Source organism: Streptomyces zingiberis (assembly GCF_012034935.1).
Lineage (GTDB): Bacteria > Actinomycetota > Actinomycetes > Streptomycetales > Streptomycetaceae > Streptomyces > Streptomyces zingiberis.
The window spans coordinates 393,903-407,710 of the sequence record NZ_JAATEN010000002.1; the positions used below are offsets into that span (position 1 = coordinate 393,903).

Annotated in this window: 9 protein-coding genes; 3 read left to right on the forward strand and 6 right to left on the reverse strand. The window is 75.8% G+C overall.

From position 1 onward, the window contains the following. Positions 1-2 precede the first annotated feature (2 nt). From HCK00_RS03835 to HCK00_RS03845, 3 genes are all read right to left on the reverse strand, one after another. The gene (locus HCK00_RS03835; RefSeq protein ID WP_168100285.1) at positions 3-1,475 is read right to left on the reverse strand and encodes an AAA family ATPase; all 1,473 of its coding nucleotides are present in this window, start codon (positions 1,473-1,475) and stop codon (positions 3-5) included. 279 nt (positions 1,476-1,754) lie between these two features. After that, entirely contained in the window at positions 1,755-2,468 is a 714-nt protein-coding gene (locus HCK00_RS03840; RefSeq protein ID WP_168100286.1) for a TetR/AcrR family transcriptional regulator, read from the reverse strand. Positions 2,469-2,668: 200 nt separating this feature from the next. Beyond that, positions 2,669-5,812 (reverse strand): alpha-N-acetylglucosaminidase, encoded by a 3,144-nt coding sequence (locus tag HCK00_RS03845; RefSeq protein WP_168100287.1) that lies wholly within the window; start codon positions 5,810-5,812, stop codon positions 2,669-2,671. A 181-nt stretch (positions 5,813-5,993) separates the two neighbouring features. Between HCK00_RS03845 and HCK00_RS03850 the strand changes: the two genes are divergently transcribed. Next, positions 5,994-6,578, forward strand: coding sequence for a hypothetical protein (locus HCK00_RS03850; RefSeq protein WP_311765124.1), 585 nt, complete (start codon positions 5,994-5,996; stop codon positions 6,576-6,578). A gap of 478 nt (positions 6,579-7,056) precedes the next feature. Here HCK00_RS03850 and HCK00_RS03855 read toward each other — a convergent pair whose 3' ends face one another. From HCK00_RS03855 to HCK00_RS03865, 3 genes are read right to left on the reverse strand one after another with little or no spacing between them, the layout of a single operon-like run. Continuing rightward, positions 7,057-8,511 carry a DUF1996 domain-containing protein gene (locus HCK00_RS03855; protein WP_168100288.1) on the reverse strand — a complete coding sequence of 485 codons (1,455 nt, stop codon included), beginning with the start codon at positions 8,509-8,511 and terminating at the stop codon, positions 7,057-7,059. Positions 8,512-8,562: 51 nt separating this feature from the next. Continuing rightward, the gene (locus HCK00_RS03860) at positions 8,563-9,219 is read right to left on the reverse strand and encodes a response regulator transcription factor (protein ID WP_168100289.1); all 657 of its coding nucleotides are present in this window, start codon (positions 9,217-9,219) and stop codon (positions 8,563-8,565) included. Further along, complete coding sequence (locus HCK00_RS03865) at positions 9,183-10,490, reverse strand: sensor histidine kinase (protein ID WP_375781909.1); 1,308 nt, start codon at positions 10,488-10,490, stop codon at positions 9,183-9,185. The genes HCK00_RS03860 and HCK00_RS03865 overlap by 37 nt, the downstream gene beginning before the upstream one ends. Before the next feature lie 229 nt (positions 10,491-10,719). Between HCK00_RS03865 and HCK00_RS03870 the strand changes: the two genes are divergently transcribed. Together HCK00_RS03870 and HCK00_RS03875 are read left to right on the forward strand one after the other, a co-directional pair. Then, positions 10,720-11,487: a hypothetical protein gene (locus tag HCK00_RS03870; protein ID WP_168100291.1), complete on the forward strand. Its 768-nt coding sequence runs from the start codon at positions 10,720-10,722 to the stop codon at positions 11,485-11,487. A gap of 328 nt (positions 11,488-11,815) precedes the next feature. After that, positions 11,816-13,639 carry a PepSY-associated TM helix domain-containing protein gene (locus HCK00_RS03875; protein WP_168100292.1) on the forward strand — a complete coding sequence of 608 codons (1,824 nt, stop codon included), beginning with the start codon at positions 11,816-11,818 and terminating at the stop codon, positions 13,637-13,639. Positions 13,640-13,808 lie beyond the last annotated feature (169 nt).

Below are 13,808 nucleotides of genomic sequence, written 5' to 3' on the forward strand. Positions count from 1 at the left end.
GGTCAGTCCTGTCCGTAGAGGTCGGCCATGCCGATCAGCCGGATACCGGGATCGGCTGCGGCGGCGGCGCGTGCCGTGTCGTTGAACCCGGCTCCGCTGAAGCAGAGGAGCCGGGTTCCGGCGGTGTCGTACCGGCCGGACCGGGCGAGGAGGTCGCGGAGGTGCCGCAGTCGGTCGATGTGGGCGGCGCCCATGGTGTCGTTCCACTTGGCCTCGCCGATGGCCAGGAGTGGCGGTTTGGTGCCGTCCGCGATGCCGATGACCGCCACGTCGATCTCGTGGCCGGTGCGGGCCGCGGGGTCGTGGACGACACCGTGCCCGACGCGGGCGGGCAGGCCACCGAGGAGTTCGGGATCGGCGTGATGCAGGGCCCAGTCGCGGCAGACCTGCTCGAAGTGCGGGCCGAGGACGTTTCCGGCGAAGCGGCGGCGGCTGGCCTGCCAGACCCGCTGCGCGCTGCCGGGGCGTTCGAGCTGATGCCAGGCCGGACGCATGATCGCGTGATAGAAGCCGATCAGGGGTTCGGCGATGCGGTAGGTGGAGCGGTTGTCCCGGAAGGCGTCGGCGTCACGGCGCAGCAGGCCCGCGTCCTCGAGAACCGTGATCGGGTGCGCTATGTCGTTCGCCTTCCGCTCCAGGTAGCCGGCCACACCTCCGCGGGTGGCGTTGCCGTCGGCCACGGCGGCAAGAACGGACAGGTACAGGGCCGTGTCGCGGAAGTCGGGCTCCTCGGCCAGCAGATACCGGGCCTCGCGGAACAGCGGTGTCTCCGGATTGAGGACGGTGCGGACGACCCAGTCGTCGAAGTCGTCCGGGCCCTCAGGTGTGTCACCCCGTGCGAATTCGCGGCGGTAGGCGGGGGTTCCGCCGACGATCGCGTTCACCTTCAGGGCCAGGTGGGGGTCGTCGATCTCCCAGAACTCGGCCGCGAGCCGGTGGTCGAGGGGACGGACGAGGAGTTCCAGCCCGGCCCGTCCCCGCAGGGGGGCGCTGCCCGACAGCAACCGTCCCATGAAGGAGAGCGCCGAGCCGCACAGCAGCAGCCTCGTACGGGAGCCGGTGCGTTCGGCGCGCAGCGGCCGCAGCGCCTCCTGGATGATCGAGGGCAGCTCCCGGTTGGCCTTGGCGAGGTACGGGAACTCGTCGATCACCACCGGTACGGGGCGCGCGGTGCCGAGCGCGAGCAGGGCGTCCACCGCCTCCGACCAGTTCGCGAAGTGGAACGGACTGGCGGGGCGGGCGTGCGCGGTCAGCGCGTCGCTGATCCGGCGCAGCGACTCGGCGTCGGCGGCTTCGGTCGCGCCGAAGTAGAAGCCTCCCGCGGCCCGGCAGGCGGCGTCCAGCAGGAAGGTCTTGCCCTGGCGGCGGCGCCCGGAGACCACGCCGAGGGTGGCGCCCGGCTGTGGGTCGGTGATGAACCGGCTCAGGGCCGACCACTCGTGGTCGCGGTCGAACATCTCGGCAGGCTTGTCCATGGCGTTCCTGGATGGGTCGCGGATGCTGTTTTGAGGAGTACGGTTCTCATAACTGTACTCCTCAAACGCTCCGCCGCTCGTCCCCCCGGGGGGCGGGGTTTCGGCGGGGGCGGCCGGGAGCCTCGGGCGGCCCGGAGGCGGTTCCGCGGCGGTGCGGGGAGGAGGCTCCGGGGCCCCGGCGGGGTTCGGGTGGCGTGGGCGCCGTCGGGCGCGCCCGGGCGGGCGGCCGGCCGGTGGGACGCCGGGTGGTGCCGCGCGGTGGGGTCAGGTGCGGCGGGGTCAGGGTGCGGCGGGGTCCGCCGTGCGGTGCGGGGGCCGCGGGCCGGTGAGGAAGGCGGTGAGGGTGGGGCCGTCGGTGCCCTCCTCCGCCGCCATACGGCGCACCAGCCCGGCGGTCTCCTCGTCGTCCGGCGCCGTGGCCGCCGCCAGGGCCGTGAAGGCGCGGACGAGCTGGTCCTCCAGTTGCCCGCGCGGTATCCCGCAGCCGTCCAGCCGGGCCAGCGCGGCGGTCTCGGCGAGGGCGAGCCAGGAGCGGAGCAGCAGGGCGAGGCGCGGGCCGGGCTCGTCGAGACCGAGGTGGAGCAGGAGTTCGCGGAGCGCCGCCGCGCGGATCTCGCCGGCGGGCACGGGGTTCCGTCCGTGGCCCGGGGGGCCGTCGTGGCGGAGCAGGGAGGCGAAGCCGGGGCCGTAGGTGTCGACGAAGTCGAACCAGCGGCGCGTGACCCGCGCCAGACGGTCCCGCAGCGGCCCTTCCGGAGGTCCGGAAAAACGATTCTTCAACTCTTCGGCGGCCCGGTTCGCCGCCGCCTCGTAGAGGCCGTTCCGGCCGGGGAAGTAGTGGTAGAGAAGCGGTCGCGAGATGCCGGCGGCGCTCGCGATGTCGTCCAGGGAGACCTCGTCGGGGGAGCGGCGGCCGAACTGCTCCAGCGCCACGGCGAGGAGCTGCTCCCGCCGCTCCTCGACCCCCATCCGGCGGCGTGCCACGCTCGTCATGAGGGCCACCCTAACCACCGGCCGGACCGCCGTGACCCGGGCGGGGAGCGCCCCGGTCCGGGCGGGCGGGGCCCGGTTCGCGGGCCGGAGCGGCACCGTGAGCCAAGTCCCGCCCTGGCCGCGGAAGTTGGCGGCGGGCCCGGGCCCGGCGGGCGATCACCGTCCGCCGGGTGGACCGGGCCCCGCCGGGCGCGGGCGGGTCAGGAGAGGCGCCAGCCGCTGAACTCCACCAGCCCGCGCGCCCCGTCACCCCCGTTGGCCGCGGACATGAACATCCCGGCGTCCTGCGTGGCCCCGGCGCCCCCGGGGACCGTCACCTCCGCCACCGCGCGCCAGGTGGCGCCGCCGTCCGCCGAGCACTCGCCGCGGTAGGCGCGGGCCCCGGTGCGGGTCAGGCGCAGGGTGACGGGGGCGGCGAGCCCGGTGACACGCCGGTAGGTGTCCAGGGTGCCGTCCCCGTCGGCGTCGTAGGAGAGGGCGACGCCGTTCGCCGGGGTGACGGACAGGTTGACGAAGCCGCGCGAGCCGGCCGTCCCCAGCGCGTCGCGGACGATGATCCCCGCGCGGGCCCAGGGGCCGGTGACCGCCTGGGTGTCCACGCGGAGGGTCACCGCCGCGCCCACGGCCAGGACGCCCGGCCGGTACAGGGCGCCGAACTCGGCGGTGGCCTTCCACAGGTCGGCGCCACCGCCCTCGATGGCGTACCGGTCGCCGAGCTGCCCGAAGAGGGCGCCGTTGCCGTTGGCCGTGCGCCAGCCGGCCGCCGGCGGGGAGGCCACGTACAGGGTGCCCGGGTGCGAGGCGCGCACCGGTTCCTCCCCGCGCGGTCCGTAACGGGCCGTGAGGTCGTAGGGGAGTGGTTCCAGGGGGCGGCTCGGTGGTCCCTCCGGGGCGGCGACGCGCCAGCGGGCCTCGGCCGTGCCGCCCGCTTCGACGGCGGGCAGGGTGACGGGCCCGGGCGGCTCGGCACCGGGGCCGGTGAGGGTGAACACGACGCGGCCGGTGGGGGAGAGGCCGTTGGTGTTGCGGAAGGCGGCGGTCAGCTCCGTGGAGCCGCCGGGCGGCACGGTCGCCGGCTCGGCGGTCACGGTGACGGTGCCCTGGTACGGGGCGCGGGCCAGGACGCGGTGGACGCGGCGCGCGGTGGTGAAGGCGTCGGTCACCGGCTGCTCGGGGTAGCGCTTGGTCTCCCGGGTCCAGGGCTCCTCGACCGCGTACCAGTCGATGGCGCCGGGCTCGCGCTCCCCGGCCAGCGCGGCCGACAGCTCGTCCAGGTAGCGCTGCCACTGCGGGAGGTGGAAGTCGCCGATGAGGCCGTTCCAGTCCCGGTTGGCGTAGTTGGCCAGCCGCCCGCCGTCGGCGGTGGGGCGGTCGGCCCAGGTGGTGACGAGCACCCGCGCGGTGCGCTCCAGCCGGTCGGCCTCCGCCTCGCCGGAGGCCATCCGGCGGGCGTCGGCCAGCCAGGGGCCGAGCAGGAACCGCCGGTGGGCGCCGGTCATCTCGTCGCTGAGCCGCATCAGCTCCAGCCAGAGGGCGGAGAGCGCGGCGAAGGTCTCCCGGTCCTCGCGTTCGAAGGCGGTGCGGAGCTGGGGGAGGAGCTGCCACGAGCGGTTGGCCAGGGCCTGCCGCGCCAGGTCGGTGAGGTCGTGCCGGTAGGCGTCGGAGTCGCGCAGCGGCGCCCGGACGGCGAGCAGGGCGGCGAAGGCGCCGTCGAACGCGGCCGGGTCGAAGGCGGGGGTGTGGGTGGCGTAATGGGTGCCGGAGCGGGCGGTGAGGCTCGGGCGGGCGGCGAAGATCGAGTCGTGCGGCCGGCCGTCGCGGCTGCTGATCTCGTACGCGGTGTCGCGGAGGACGGCCGTGGCCTCGCGGGCGGCGCGGTCCCGCCCGCCGTAGCGGAGGTCGGCGTACCCCTCGAACCAGGCGGCGCGGTCCACGGCCTCCTCCCGCCAGGCCAGCTCGCTGAAGAGTTCGAAAGCGGCGGGGTCGCGCTCGGCGGCCTCGGCCATGTAGGCGGTGCCGGCCAGCGCGGAGCCGGGCTTGTCCCGCCAGACGGTGAACCGCTCGGTCCACAGGTGGGTCTTGGCGCCGATGGTGGTCCGCCCGCCGAAGTTGGGGATGGTGCCGAAGGCGTACGGGACACCGCCCCAGTCCGCCTCCCGGTCGGTGACGGTCTCCAGGTCCGACAGCCCGTCGACGATCAGCGTCCGCTCCCGGTCGAGCGCGTCCAGCAGTTCCCGGCGCGGGTTCGCCTGCCAGCCGAGGATCACCCACACGGCGTCCGGGCGGGCGGCGTGCAGCGCGGACTCCACGGCCCGCGCGGCCTCCGGCACCGGCACGTCACCCGGGTCCCCGCCCTCGTGCAGCAGGTCCATCTTGAAGTGGCGGACCGGACCGAAGAGTTCACTCTGATGGCGGTAGAAGGAGCGGGCCACCGCGGCGAAGGCGGGGGAGCGCGGGTCCAGCCAGTCGGGGCGCTTCAGCCCGGCCCAGGTGCCCTGGGGGACGGTCCGGGCGCCGGGGTTGCGCCCGGCGAAACCGTCCGGGACGGTGCCGAAATAACCCGGGACGACCGGCGCCATGCCCAGCTCCCGCAGCCGCCCGCAGATGCGGCGGCCCAGCTCGGTGCGGCGGGCCAGCAGCTCCGGGCCGACCGGGCCGCCGTAACCGCTCATGTTCTGGAGCAGCCACCACGGCTGGTGGGAGGGGGCGGGGAGCCAGGCGCGGGCCTCGTCGCCGGAGTAGCCGAAGTCCTGGAGCATCCGGTGGTACACGGCCTCCTGACCGGGGGTGACCAGCACCTCGTTGCAGCCGTGCAGCGCCATGATGTCGATCAGGCGTTCCCAGCGGGGCCAGTCGGCGTACGGGGCGGTGTAGCCGTCGTGCGTGTCGTTGAGGGCGAAGCGGTGGGTCACGGTTGCGGACCGGGTCAGCGGGCGCGCCGGCGCCGGCAGCCGGCCGGGCAGCTCCGCCTGGACGCCGGACCAGCTCAGATGCGCCCGGCACACGTACTTCAGATACCAGTGGACGCCGGTGAGCAGGGTGCCCGGCCCGGTGCCGGCGACCTCCACCCGCCCGTCCGGCCCGGCGCCGACCCGGAACCGGTCCGGCCCCCCGGCCAGCGGCTCCAGGGTGAACTGGTCCGCGTGGCCGGGCAGCAGGCGCTCCAGGGCGGACCGCGCGGGAACGGTGTCGAAGGGCGGCTCGCCGGGCCGGGCGGCACCCGCCCGCGCGTGCGCCGCCCCGGCGGCGGGGGCGGCGTGGGCGCTGTGAGAGGGGCCGAGCGCGGTGGCCGCGCCCAGCGCCCCGGCGGTGCCCAGCAGTACACGTCGGGTCAGATCGGTCACGTGCGCTCCCCACTCTGCGTAGTCACAGGACAACAGATGTGCGAAGGGTGCACGCTAACGACCGCGGCGGGGACGGGCAATGAGACGCGCGCCGCGCCGGCCCGTACCCGCTGTCAGGAGACCGTTACGGCGCCCTGCGCCCGGGCGGTCCGCCACCCTCGTCGACCCATTCGGAGGAACCGTGTCCGCGAAGCGTCCCGTCCTGTCCCGCCCCGCCCGGAGCGGCGCCCGGGCCACCGGCCCTGCCCCGGCCCGGGGGCCCGTCGGCCCGCTCCGCGCCGCGGTGACCGCCGCCGCGATGGCCGGCGCCCTGCTGCTGGCCGGCTGCGGCGACGGCGGTGACAGTGGTGACGGGGACACCGTGCCGAAGGCGGCGACCGGCACGGTGGAGCAGCTCGCGGGCAAGGCGGGCTGCCCGGAGCCGCACATCCAGATCGACGCGGAGGAGTTGCGCCAGGGGCAGTGCGGCAAGGGGGACGGCCGCTATGTCGTGACCACCTTCCTCAGCCACCAGGGGCAGCAGGACTGGCTCTCGGAGGCCGAGGCGTACGGCGGCTCGTATCTGGTGGGCCCCAAGTGGGTGATCGTCGGGGACGAGGACCTTCTGCGGAACTTCCGCGGGAAGCTCGGCGGCGACCTCGCGGCGGGCGCCTCGCACGGCGGGGACTCCGGTGACGACGGCGGCGAGCACGACGGCGGTAAGCACGACGGCGGGGACGGCGGGGACGGCGGGCACGGCAAGGGCCACGGCGGCGACCACGGCTGACGCGGCCGCGGGGCGCCCCGGCCGGGGGAGCGGGCCCGGGGGAGCGGGCCCGGGGGAGCGGGCCCGGGGCGGTGGCACGGCGGGGGCGCCCCGCGGGCGAGCGGCACCGGTGTCACCGTCGTGGCGGGCACGCGCGGCCCGGCCCGGCGCCGGAGGCCCGGCGCCGGAACGGTCACGGCGCCCGGGCCGAGCCCCGGCCCGGGTGCCCGGGCCGCGCGCCGATCTGTCTCCGCCCGTGGGCGGCCTGCCGACGGGGCCGCGGTTTCCGGCGCGGGACTCCGTCCGGCCCCCGCCCCGGAAACAGCGGAGCCCTACCCCGCCCCCGCCCCGGGAACAGCGGGCCCCATCCCGCCCCGCCCCGGAAACAGCGGTGGGGGTGCCGGTGCGAGCACCGGCACCCCCACCAGGGCGGTCACGCGGGACCGTCAGGGGATCCGATCGGCGGGTGAGCCGCCCGGGGCCGCCCGGAGGCGCCCCGTCAGGTGCACTCCTGGCCGGTGTTGATGCACTCCACGGCCTGGGCCATCAGCCCCTCGGACATCACGTTGATGAAGTCACCGTGGTCCGTGATGGGCTTGTGGAGCTGCTCCGGGAAGGTGTCCAGCGCGAAGTTGGGGCCGGTCGGCACGTCGTAGACGATCCGCTGGACCAGCTTCGGGATGGCGACGAACCCGTCGTTGCAGGAGCCGTCCTCACCTGCGAAGGCGACGTGGTCACGGTGGTTGGCGCTGTCGATGTTCTGGCCGTCCCAGCAGCTCTGGAACTCGAACTTGCGCACCACCTGGCTGCCCTCGGGGCAGAGCGGGTACTTGTCCTCGATCTGCCGGTCCTCGAAGCCGGTGCAGCTCCAGGAGGAGTTGACGTTGGCGTTGCCGTTGGTGAACGACTTGGCGTCACCGGTGATGATGCGCAGGAAGCGCGGCATCTCCACGACCTCGCCGACCGGGCTGCCCACGAAGTCCAGGGTCACCTCGGCAGGCTGGATGATCTTGCCGACGTTGCCGTCCTGGCCGCCGCCCGGCTCGTTGACGTCGGCCTCGTCCCCGGCGGTGAGGTCACGGATCACCGGCCAGTAGTACGTGGAGAGGTCCTCCTGGTTGGCGCAGGTGGTCGCGCCCTGCGCGAGGACCTCGTCGCTGGCGAACGCGTCGTTGGCCTGGTTGCCGACGTAGTCGTGCATGTGGTGCGCGCCGTTGCTCACGCCGGGCGCCACGATGACGTTGTCGGAGTTGAAGATCCGGTTCTCGTTGGTGCCGCAGGCCGTCGTGAACTTCCCGGTGGAGGCGTTGCCCTGGTTCTCCGGGTTCTGGACGTTCGGCTGGACGTCGTTGATGTCGACGAAGTCCTCGGGCACCGGGCCGCTCGCGGGCGGAGCCTCGCCGCCCTGGTCACCACCGTCCTGGCCACCCTGGCCGCCGCCCTGGCCGCCCTGGTCACCGCCCTGCTGGCCGTCGTTCGGGGCGATCTGGCCGCCGTTCTTCATCTTGCACTTGGCGAGCTTCTTCAGGCCCGCCTGCTGCACACCCTGGCGTTCGAGGGCGATCTGGATGCGCTCGATGGTCGCGCGCCGCTTGTCCACCAGCGGGTTGAGCACCGCGTTGCGGGTCCAGGACGGGTCGCGCAGCGCCTCGTCCCCGTTGGTGGCCAGGCGCTTGTAGGAGTCGCCGATCTGGCTGTCGAGCTTGGCCAGCTCCTCGGCGACCTCCTGCTTCGACTGCTTGGGGACGTTGCGCAGGCGGTCCACCACGTTGGGACAGGCGATGGTGGAGACCTGCTGGACCGCCGCTCCTTTCCGGCTTTCGGGCTGGTTGTTCCACTCGCCGGCGGAGGCGTAGTTCACCGCAGCGAGCCCGCCGCCTCCCAACAGAAGGGCCGCCGCCGCACCGGCCGTTCTGTTCAGCAAAGGGGAACGCTTGTGTGTCTTGGGCTTCATGGCCAGCGATACGCAGCGAGGGGCCCCCGTGTTCAAACCCCCGTGCGGACCTCATTCCCCGGTGCCCCGGTCCAGATAGGCCAGAACCGCGAGAACCCGCCGGTTGTCGTCGTCCGAGGGGGACAGATCGAGCTTGGCGAAGATGTTGGATGTGTGCTTCGCCACAGCCCGTTCGGTGATGAACAGCTGCCCGGCGATGGCCGTGTTGGAGCGCCCTTGCGCCATCAGCCCCATCACCTCCCGTTCGCGTGGGGTGAGCGCCCCCATCGGGCGGTCCCGGGAGCGCCGGTCGAGGAGTTGCGAGATCACCTGCGGGTCCATCGCCGTGCCGCCCGCGGCGACCCGCCGCACCGCGTCGATGAACTGGTCGGCGTCGAACACGCGGTCCTTCAGCAGATAGCCCACCCCGCCCCGGCCGTCCGCCAGCAGTTCCCGCGCGTACAACTGCTCGACGTGCTGGGACAGGACGAGCACCGGCAGCCCGGGGGTCTCCTGGCGGGCGGCCAGCGCGCACTGGAGCCCCTCGTCGGAGAACGACGGCGGCAGCCGGACGTCGACCACCGCCACGTCCGGCCGCAGCTCGGCCAGGGCCCGGGTCAGCTCCGGGCCGCTGGCCACGGCTGCCGCGATCTCGAAACCGAACGCCTCCAGCATCCGGACCAGCCCGTCCCTCAGGAGGAAGAGGTCTTCTGCGAGGACAACACGCACGGCAGCTCCATCGTCACCATCGTCGGGCCGCCGGCCGGGCTGCTGACGGCGAGAACGCCGTCGAATGTACCGAGCCTGCGCTCGACCCCGGACAGGCCCGAGCCCGCGGCCGGGTCGGCCCCGCCGCGGCCGTTGTCCGTGACGGTCATCCGCAGGGCCCGGGCGGGCCCGTCGTAGCGCACGTCCAGCCACAGATGGTCGGCCCCCGAGTGCTTCACCGCGTTCGTCAGCGCCTCGCTCACCGCGAAGTACGCCGCCGACTCCACCGGCGCCGCCGCCCGCCCGGGCAGCTCCACCGCCACGTCCACCGGCAGCGGCAGCCGCAGCGCCAGCGCCCGCAGGGCGTCCCCCAGGCCGCGCTCGGCCAGTACCGGCGGATGGATGCCCCGCACCAGGTCCCGCAGTTCGGTCAGCGCCTCCGCCGAGGACTGCCGCGCCGCGGCCAGCAGCCGCCGCGCCTGCTCCGGGTCCTTCTCCAGCAGCGCCTCGACGGTGCCCAGGCTCATCCCCATCGCCACCAGCCGGGCCTGCGCCCCGTCGTGCAGGTCGCGCTCGATGCGCCGGAGCTCGGCGGCGGAGACGTCCACCGCGTCGCCGCGGGTCTCCTCCAGCCGCTGCACCCGCCGCGCGAGCACCGCCTTCGGCGGCGACAGCACGGCGGCGCTCACCCGGACGTGCAGCCGCAGCAGCGGCTGCGCGATCAGCGGCGCGGCGGCCAGGAACGCCAGCCCGAGCGCGCCGGCCAGCAGGGCGCTCGGCTGCCCGGTCACCGGGAGGAAGAGGAAGGTGACGGTCTCGCCGGTGCGTTCCACCACCCGCCACAGCCCCGCCGCGAGGGCCACCCCCACCACCGGGAGGATCAGCGGGAGTCCGGCCAGGATCGCGGTGGTGAACCCCACCACCATGTCGAACCACAGCCACAGCACGTCGCGCCAGGTCGCCGGATCGCTCAGCAGCTGCCCGCAGCGCCGGGCCCGCGCCCCCAGGAAACCGCCCTCCTCCGGCGGCAGCGGGCGGCGCACCGTCGGCGCCGGCACCCCGGTCCAGGCCCGTCCCGCCTCCCGCCGCCGGTCGGCGTAGCTCACCACGGCGCCCAGGACCGCCGGGGTGGTCACGACACCGATCCCCAGCGGGATCAGCCCCAGCGACAGCAGGGTCAGCATGAGCAGCGAGGTGGACACCAGCAGGGCCGCCCCCGCCAGCAGCAGTCCCCGTCCCGCCGCGGCCAGCGCCGCGGGGAGGGCCGCAGAGAATTTCGTCACCACGTGGATCCCCGGATCTCGTGGGCGTCCCCCTCGGACGCCCGTGTGGCCAGTCTCCCGGCGGCGCGCCCGGGGGGCACGGGGCCCCGGCCCCCCAGGGGGGTGTACCCGGCACCACCCCGCGGGGGTGCCCGTGTCCCCCCACGGCCCGCCGGGCGCGCGCGTCGGGCCGCGACGCGGGTGAACGGGGGCGGACGCGGGTGAACGCGGCGGGGAGCGCGTCCGTACCCCCGTGGACATGGCTGAAGTCCGACCGCTCCCCGAGGTGTGGCGTCCCTGGCGCTACCCACGTTCGAACATGCGTGGGACCATGCATCTCGCCATGGATGCCATGACGGGAGACCGATCGCTCACACGTGCGCTGCGTGCCGCGCTGTTCGCGGCCGTCTCCGTCGTGCTGGCCGCGACCGGCCACGCGATGACATCCGGCCACGACATCCCGCTCCCCGCGCTCCTGGCCGCCTTCGGCGCCACCGGCGCGGCCGCCTGGCTGGGCGGGGCGGAGGCCCGCGGGCCGCTCCCCATCGCCGGGGCGCTGCTGGCCGGGCAGGCCGTCCTGCACTGGTTCTTCAGCGGCGCCGGAGGGGCCGGCCACGGCGCCACCGGCACGGCGGGCGCCGGGCACCTGGCGGGTGCCGCCGGAGGCCCGATGCCGGACGGCGCCGCCGGCCCCGCCACCGCGTCGCTCGCCATGCTCGCCGCGCACGCCGTCGCCGCGCTCTGCTGCGCCTGCTGGCTGTGGCGCGGCGAGGCCGCGTTCTTCCGGCTGCTGCGCTGCGTGGCCGCCCTCGCGCTGACCCCGCTGCTGCGGGCGCTGGCCGCGCGCTCCGGGCCGCCGTCCGTCCCGGCCGCCGTCCGGCCCCCGCTGCCCGCCCCGGCGGCGGACGTCCCGCCGCCGGGCCCGCCGCCCTCCTACGTGCTCTCCCGGCGGGGGCCGCCACCGGCCGCCGTCCCCCGCACCACCACGCCCACCGCCCGTTCCACGGCGGTTCCGGCCGCGGCCTGACCGCCCGCCGGGTGCCCGGCGGCACCCCGGGCGGACGGCGCCACCGGAACGGACGGGGCGTGACGTTTCCACGGGCCCGCCACCGGCGGCGCCCGCGAGACCTCCGGGCACCGCGACGGCGGCCCGGCGGTGGAGAGACCGGACCCCGCCCTGGCAACGCCCCGCCGCCGGGCCGGACCGGCCGCCCGCACCCCGGATCCACCGCCCGCCTCCGGCCACGGCCCGCCCCACCGCCCCGAGCCGCGCCCGCGCGCCCCGGCACCCGGCAGTACGCCCGGGGTGCCGGCCGCGCCCGCCGCGCGGCCGAACCCGAAGTGAGGCCACCCCCATGTCCATCGACGACCCCGCACGGCCGGAGACCCCCCGGCCCGCCCCGCCGGACGGCCCGTCCGGCCCCGCGGTCCGCGCCGGCGACCCGGCCCGCGCGGACGGGACGGCCACCGCCCCGGCCGTGCCCGCGGCCCGCGCCCCGGAGCCCGCGCCCGCCACGGCCGCCACCACGGCCGGCACGGGGGCCGCCACCACGGCTGCGACCACGGTCGGCACGGGGGCCGCCACCACGGCTGCCACCACGGCCACCGCCGCTCCGGCCACCCCCACGGCCCGTCCCGGCGACGGCAAGGGCGAGGACACAGGCGAGGGCGCGGACGACGGCGGTCCGGCCGTCCCTCCGGCCGCCGACGGCACCCCTGCGGGCCCTCCTCCGTCCCCTCCCGAGGGTGCGGGCTCCCCGGCGCCCTCGCCCCGGGCCTCCCGGGCCGGTCTGCGCCCCCTCGTGCTGCGGCTGCATTTCTACGCGGGCCTGCTGGTGGCCCCGTTCCTGCTGGTCGCCGCCGTCACCGGGCTGCTCTACGCCGCCTCGTACCAGATCGAGAAGGTGGTCTACGCCGACGAGCTGACGGCCCCCGTGCCCGAGGGCGGGAAGCCGCTCCCCCTCGACGAGCAGGTACGGGCCGCCGTCGAGGCGAACCCGGACGGCACCCTCGGCAGCGTCTGGGCGTCCCCCGGCGACGGCACCACCACCCGTGTGCTCTTCCCCAACCCCGCCCTCGGCGAGTCCAGGTCGGACGCCGTCTTCGTCGACCCGTACACCGCCGAGGTCCGCGGTGAGCTGGTCAGCTACGGCGGTTCCGGCGCGCTGCCCGTGCGCGCCTGGATCTCCGAGCTCCACCGCCATCTGCACCTCGGCGAGCCCGGCCGCCTCTACAGCGAACTGGCCGCGAGCTGGCTGTGGGTGGTGGCGCTCGGCGGGCTGGTGCTGTGGCTGCGCCGCAGGCGCGCCACCCGCGGCGCGCGCGGTGTGCTGCTGCCGGAGCGCGGGGCGACGGGCCGTCGCCGCACCATGTCCCGGCACGGCGCGATCGGCGTCTGGGCCCTGCCCGGCCTGCTGTTCCTCTCCGCCACCGGGCTCACCTGGTCCGCGTACGCGGGCGAGAACATCGGCGTGCTGCGCGAGCAGCTCCGCGGCGCGACCCCGGCGATCACCGCCACCGTGGACCCGTCGGCGGACGGGGCGGCCGGCGGCCACGAGGGGCACGGCGGCGCGCACGGCGACACCGGCCACCAGCCGGGCGCGGGCGGGGACGTCGGCCTCGACCGGGTCGTGGAGACCGCCCGCGCGGAAGGCGTCACCGAGCAGCTGGTGATCACCATGCCGGCCGACGAGAACGGCGCCTACGTCGTCACCGAGAACGACACGCAGTGGCCGGTGCACTTCGACGCGGTGTCCGTGCACCCGACGACGGGCGAGACCGTGGACACCCTCGCCTTCGCCGACTACCCGGTCCTCGCCCAGCTCACCCAGATCGGTATCGACGCCCACATGGGGCAGACCCTGGGCCTGTTCAACCAGATCCTGCTCGCCGCCCTGATGGTGGGGCTCATCGCCCTGATCGTCTACGGCTACCGGATGTGGTGGCAGCGCCGCCCCACCCGCGGTGCCGCCTTCGCCTTCGGCCGGCCGATACCGCGCGGCGCCTGGCGCAAGGCCCCGCCCGCCACACTGGCCGTGCTGCTGGTGGCGGCGGTGCTGGTCGGCTGGTTCGTCCCGCTGTTCGGGCTGGGGCTGCTGCTGTTCCTCGCGGTGGACCTCGTCCTCGGCGCGATCGCCCGCTCCCGCCGCCGCCGTGCCACGGGGACACCGGCGGGCTGACGGTCCCCTCCGCCCTGTGCGGCGCCGGCCCCCGGTGGCGCGCAGGGCGGGGACGCGCACGTCCGCCCCGTCCGGGGGTAGAAGCTCCGCACGACGCGCCGGGAACGCCCGGCCGGCGGACCGGTCCCGCCCGTCGCGGGGCCCCGCCGGGAGTCGGCCCGACGGTGCC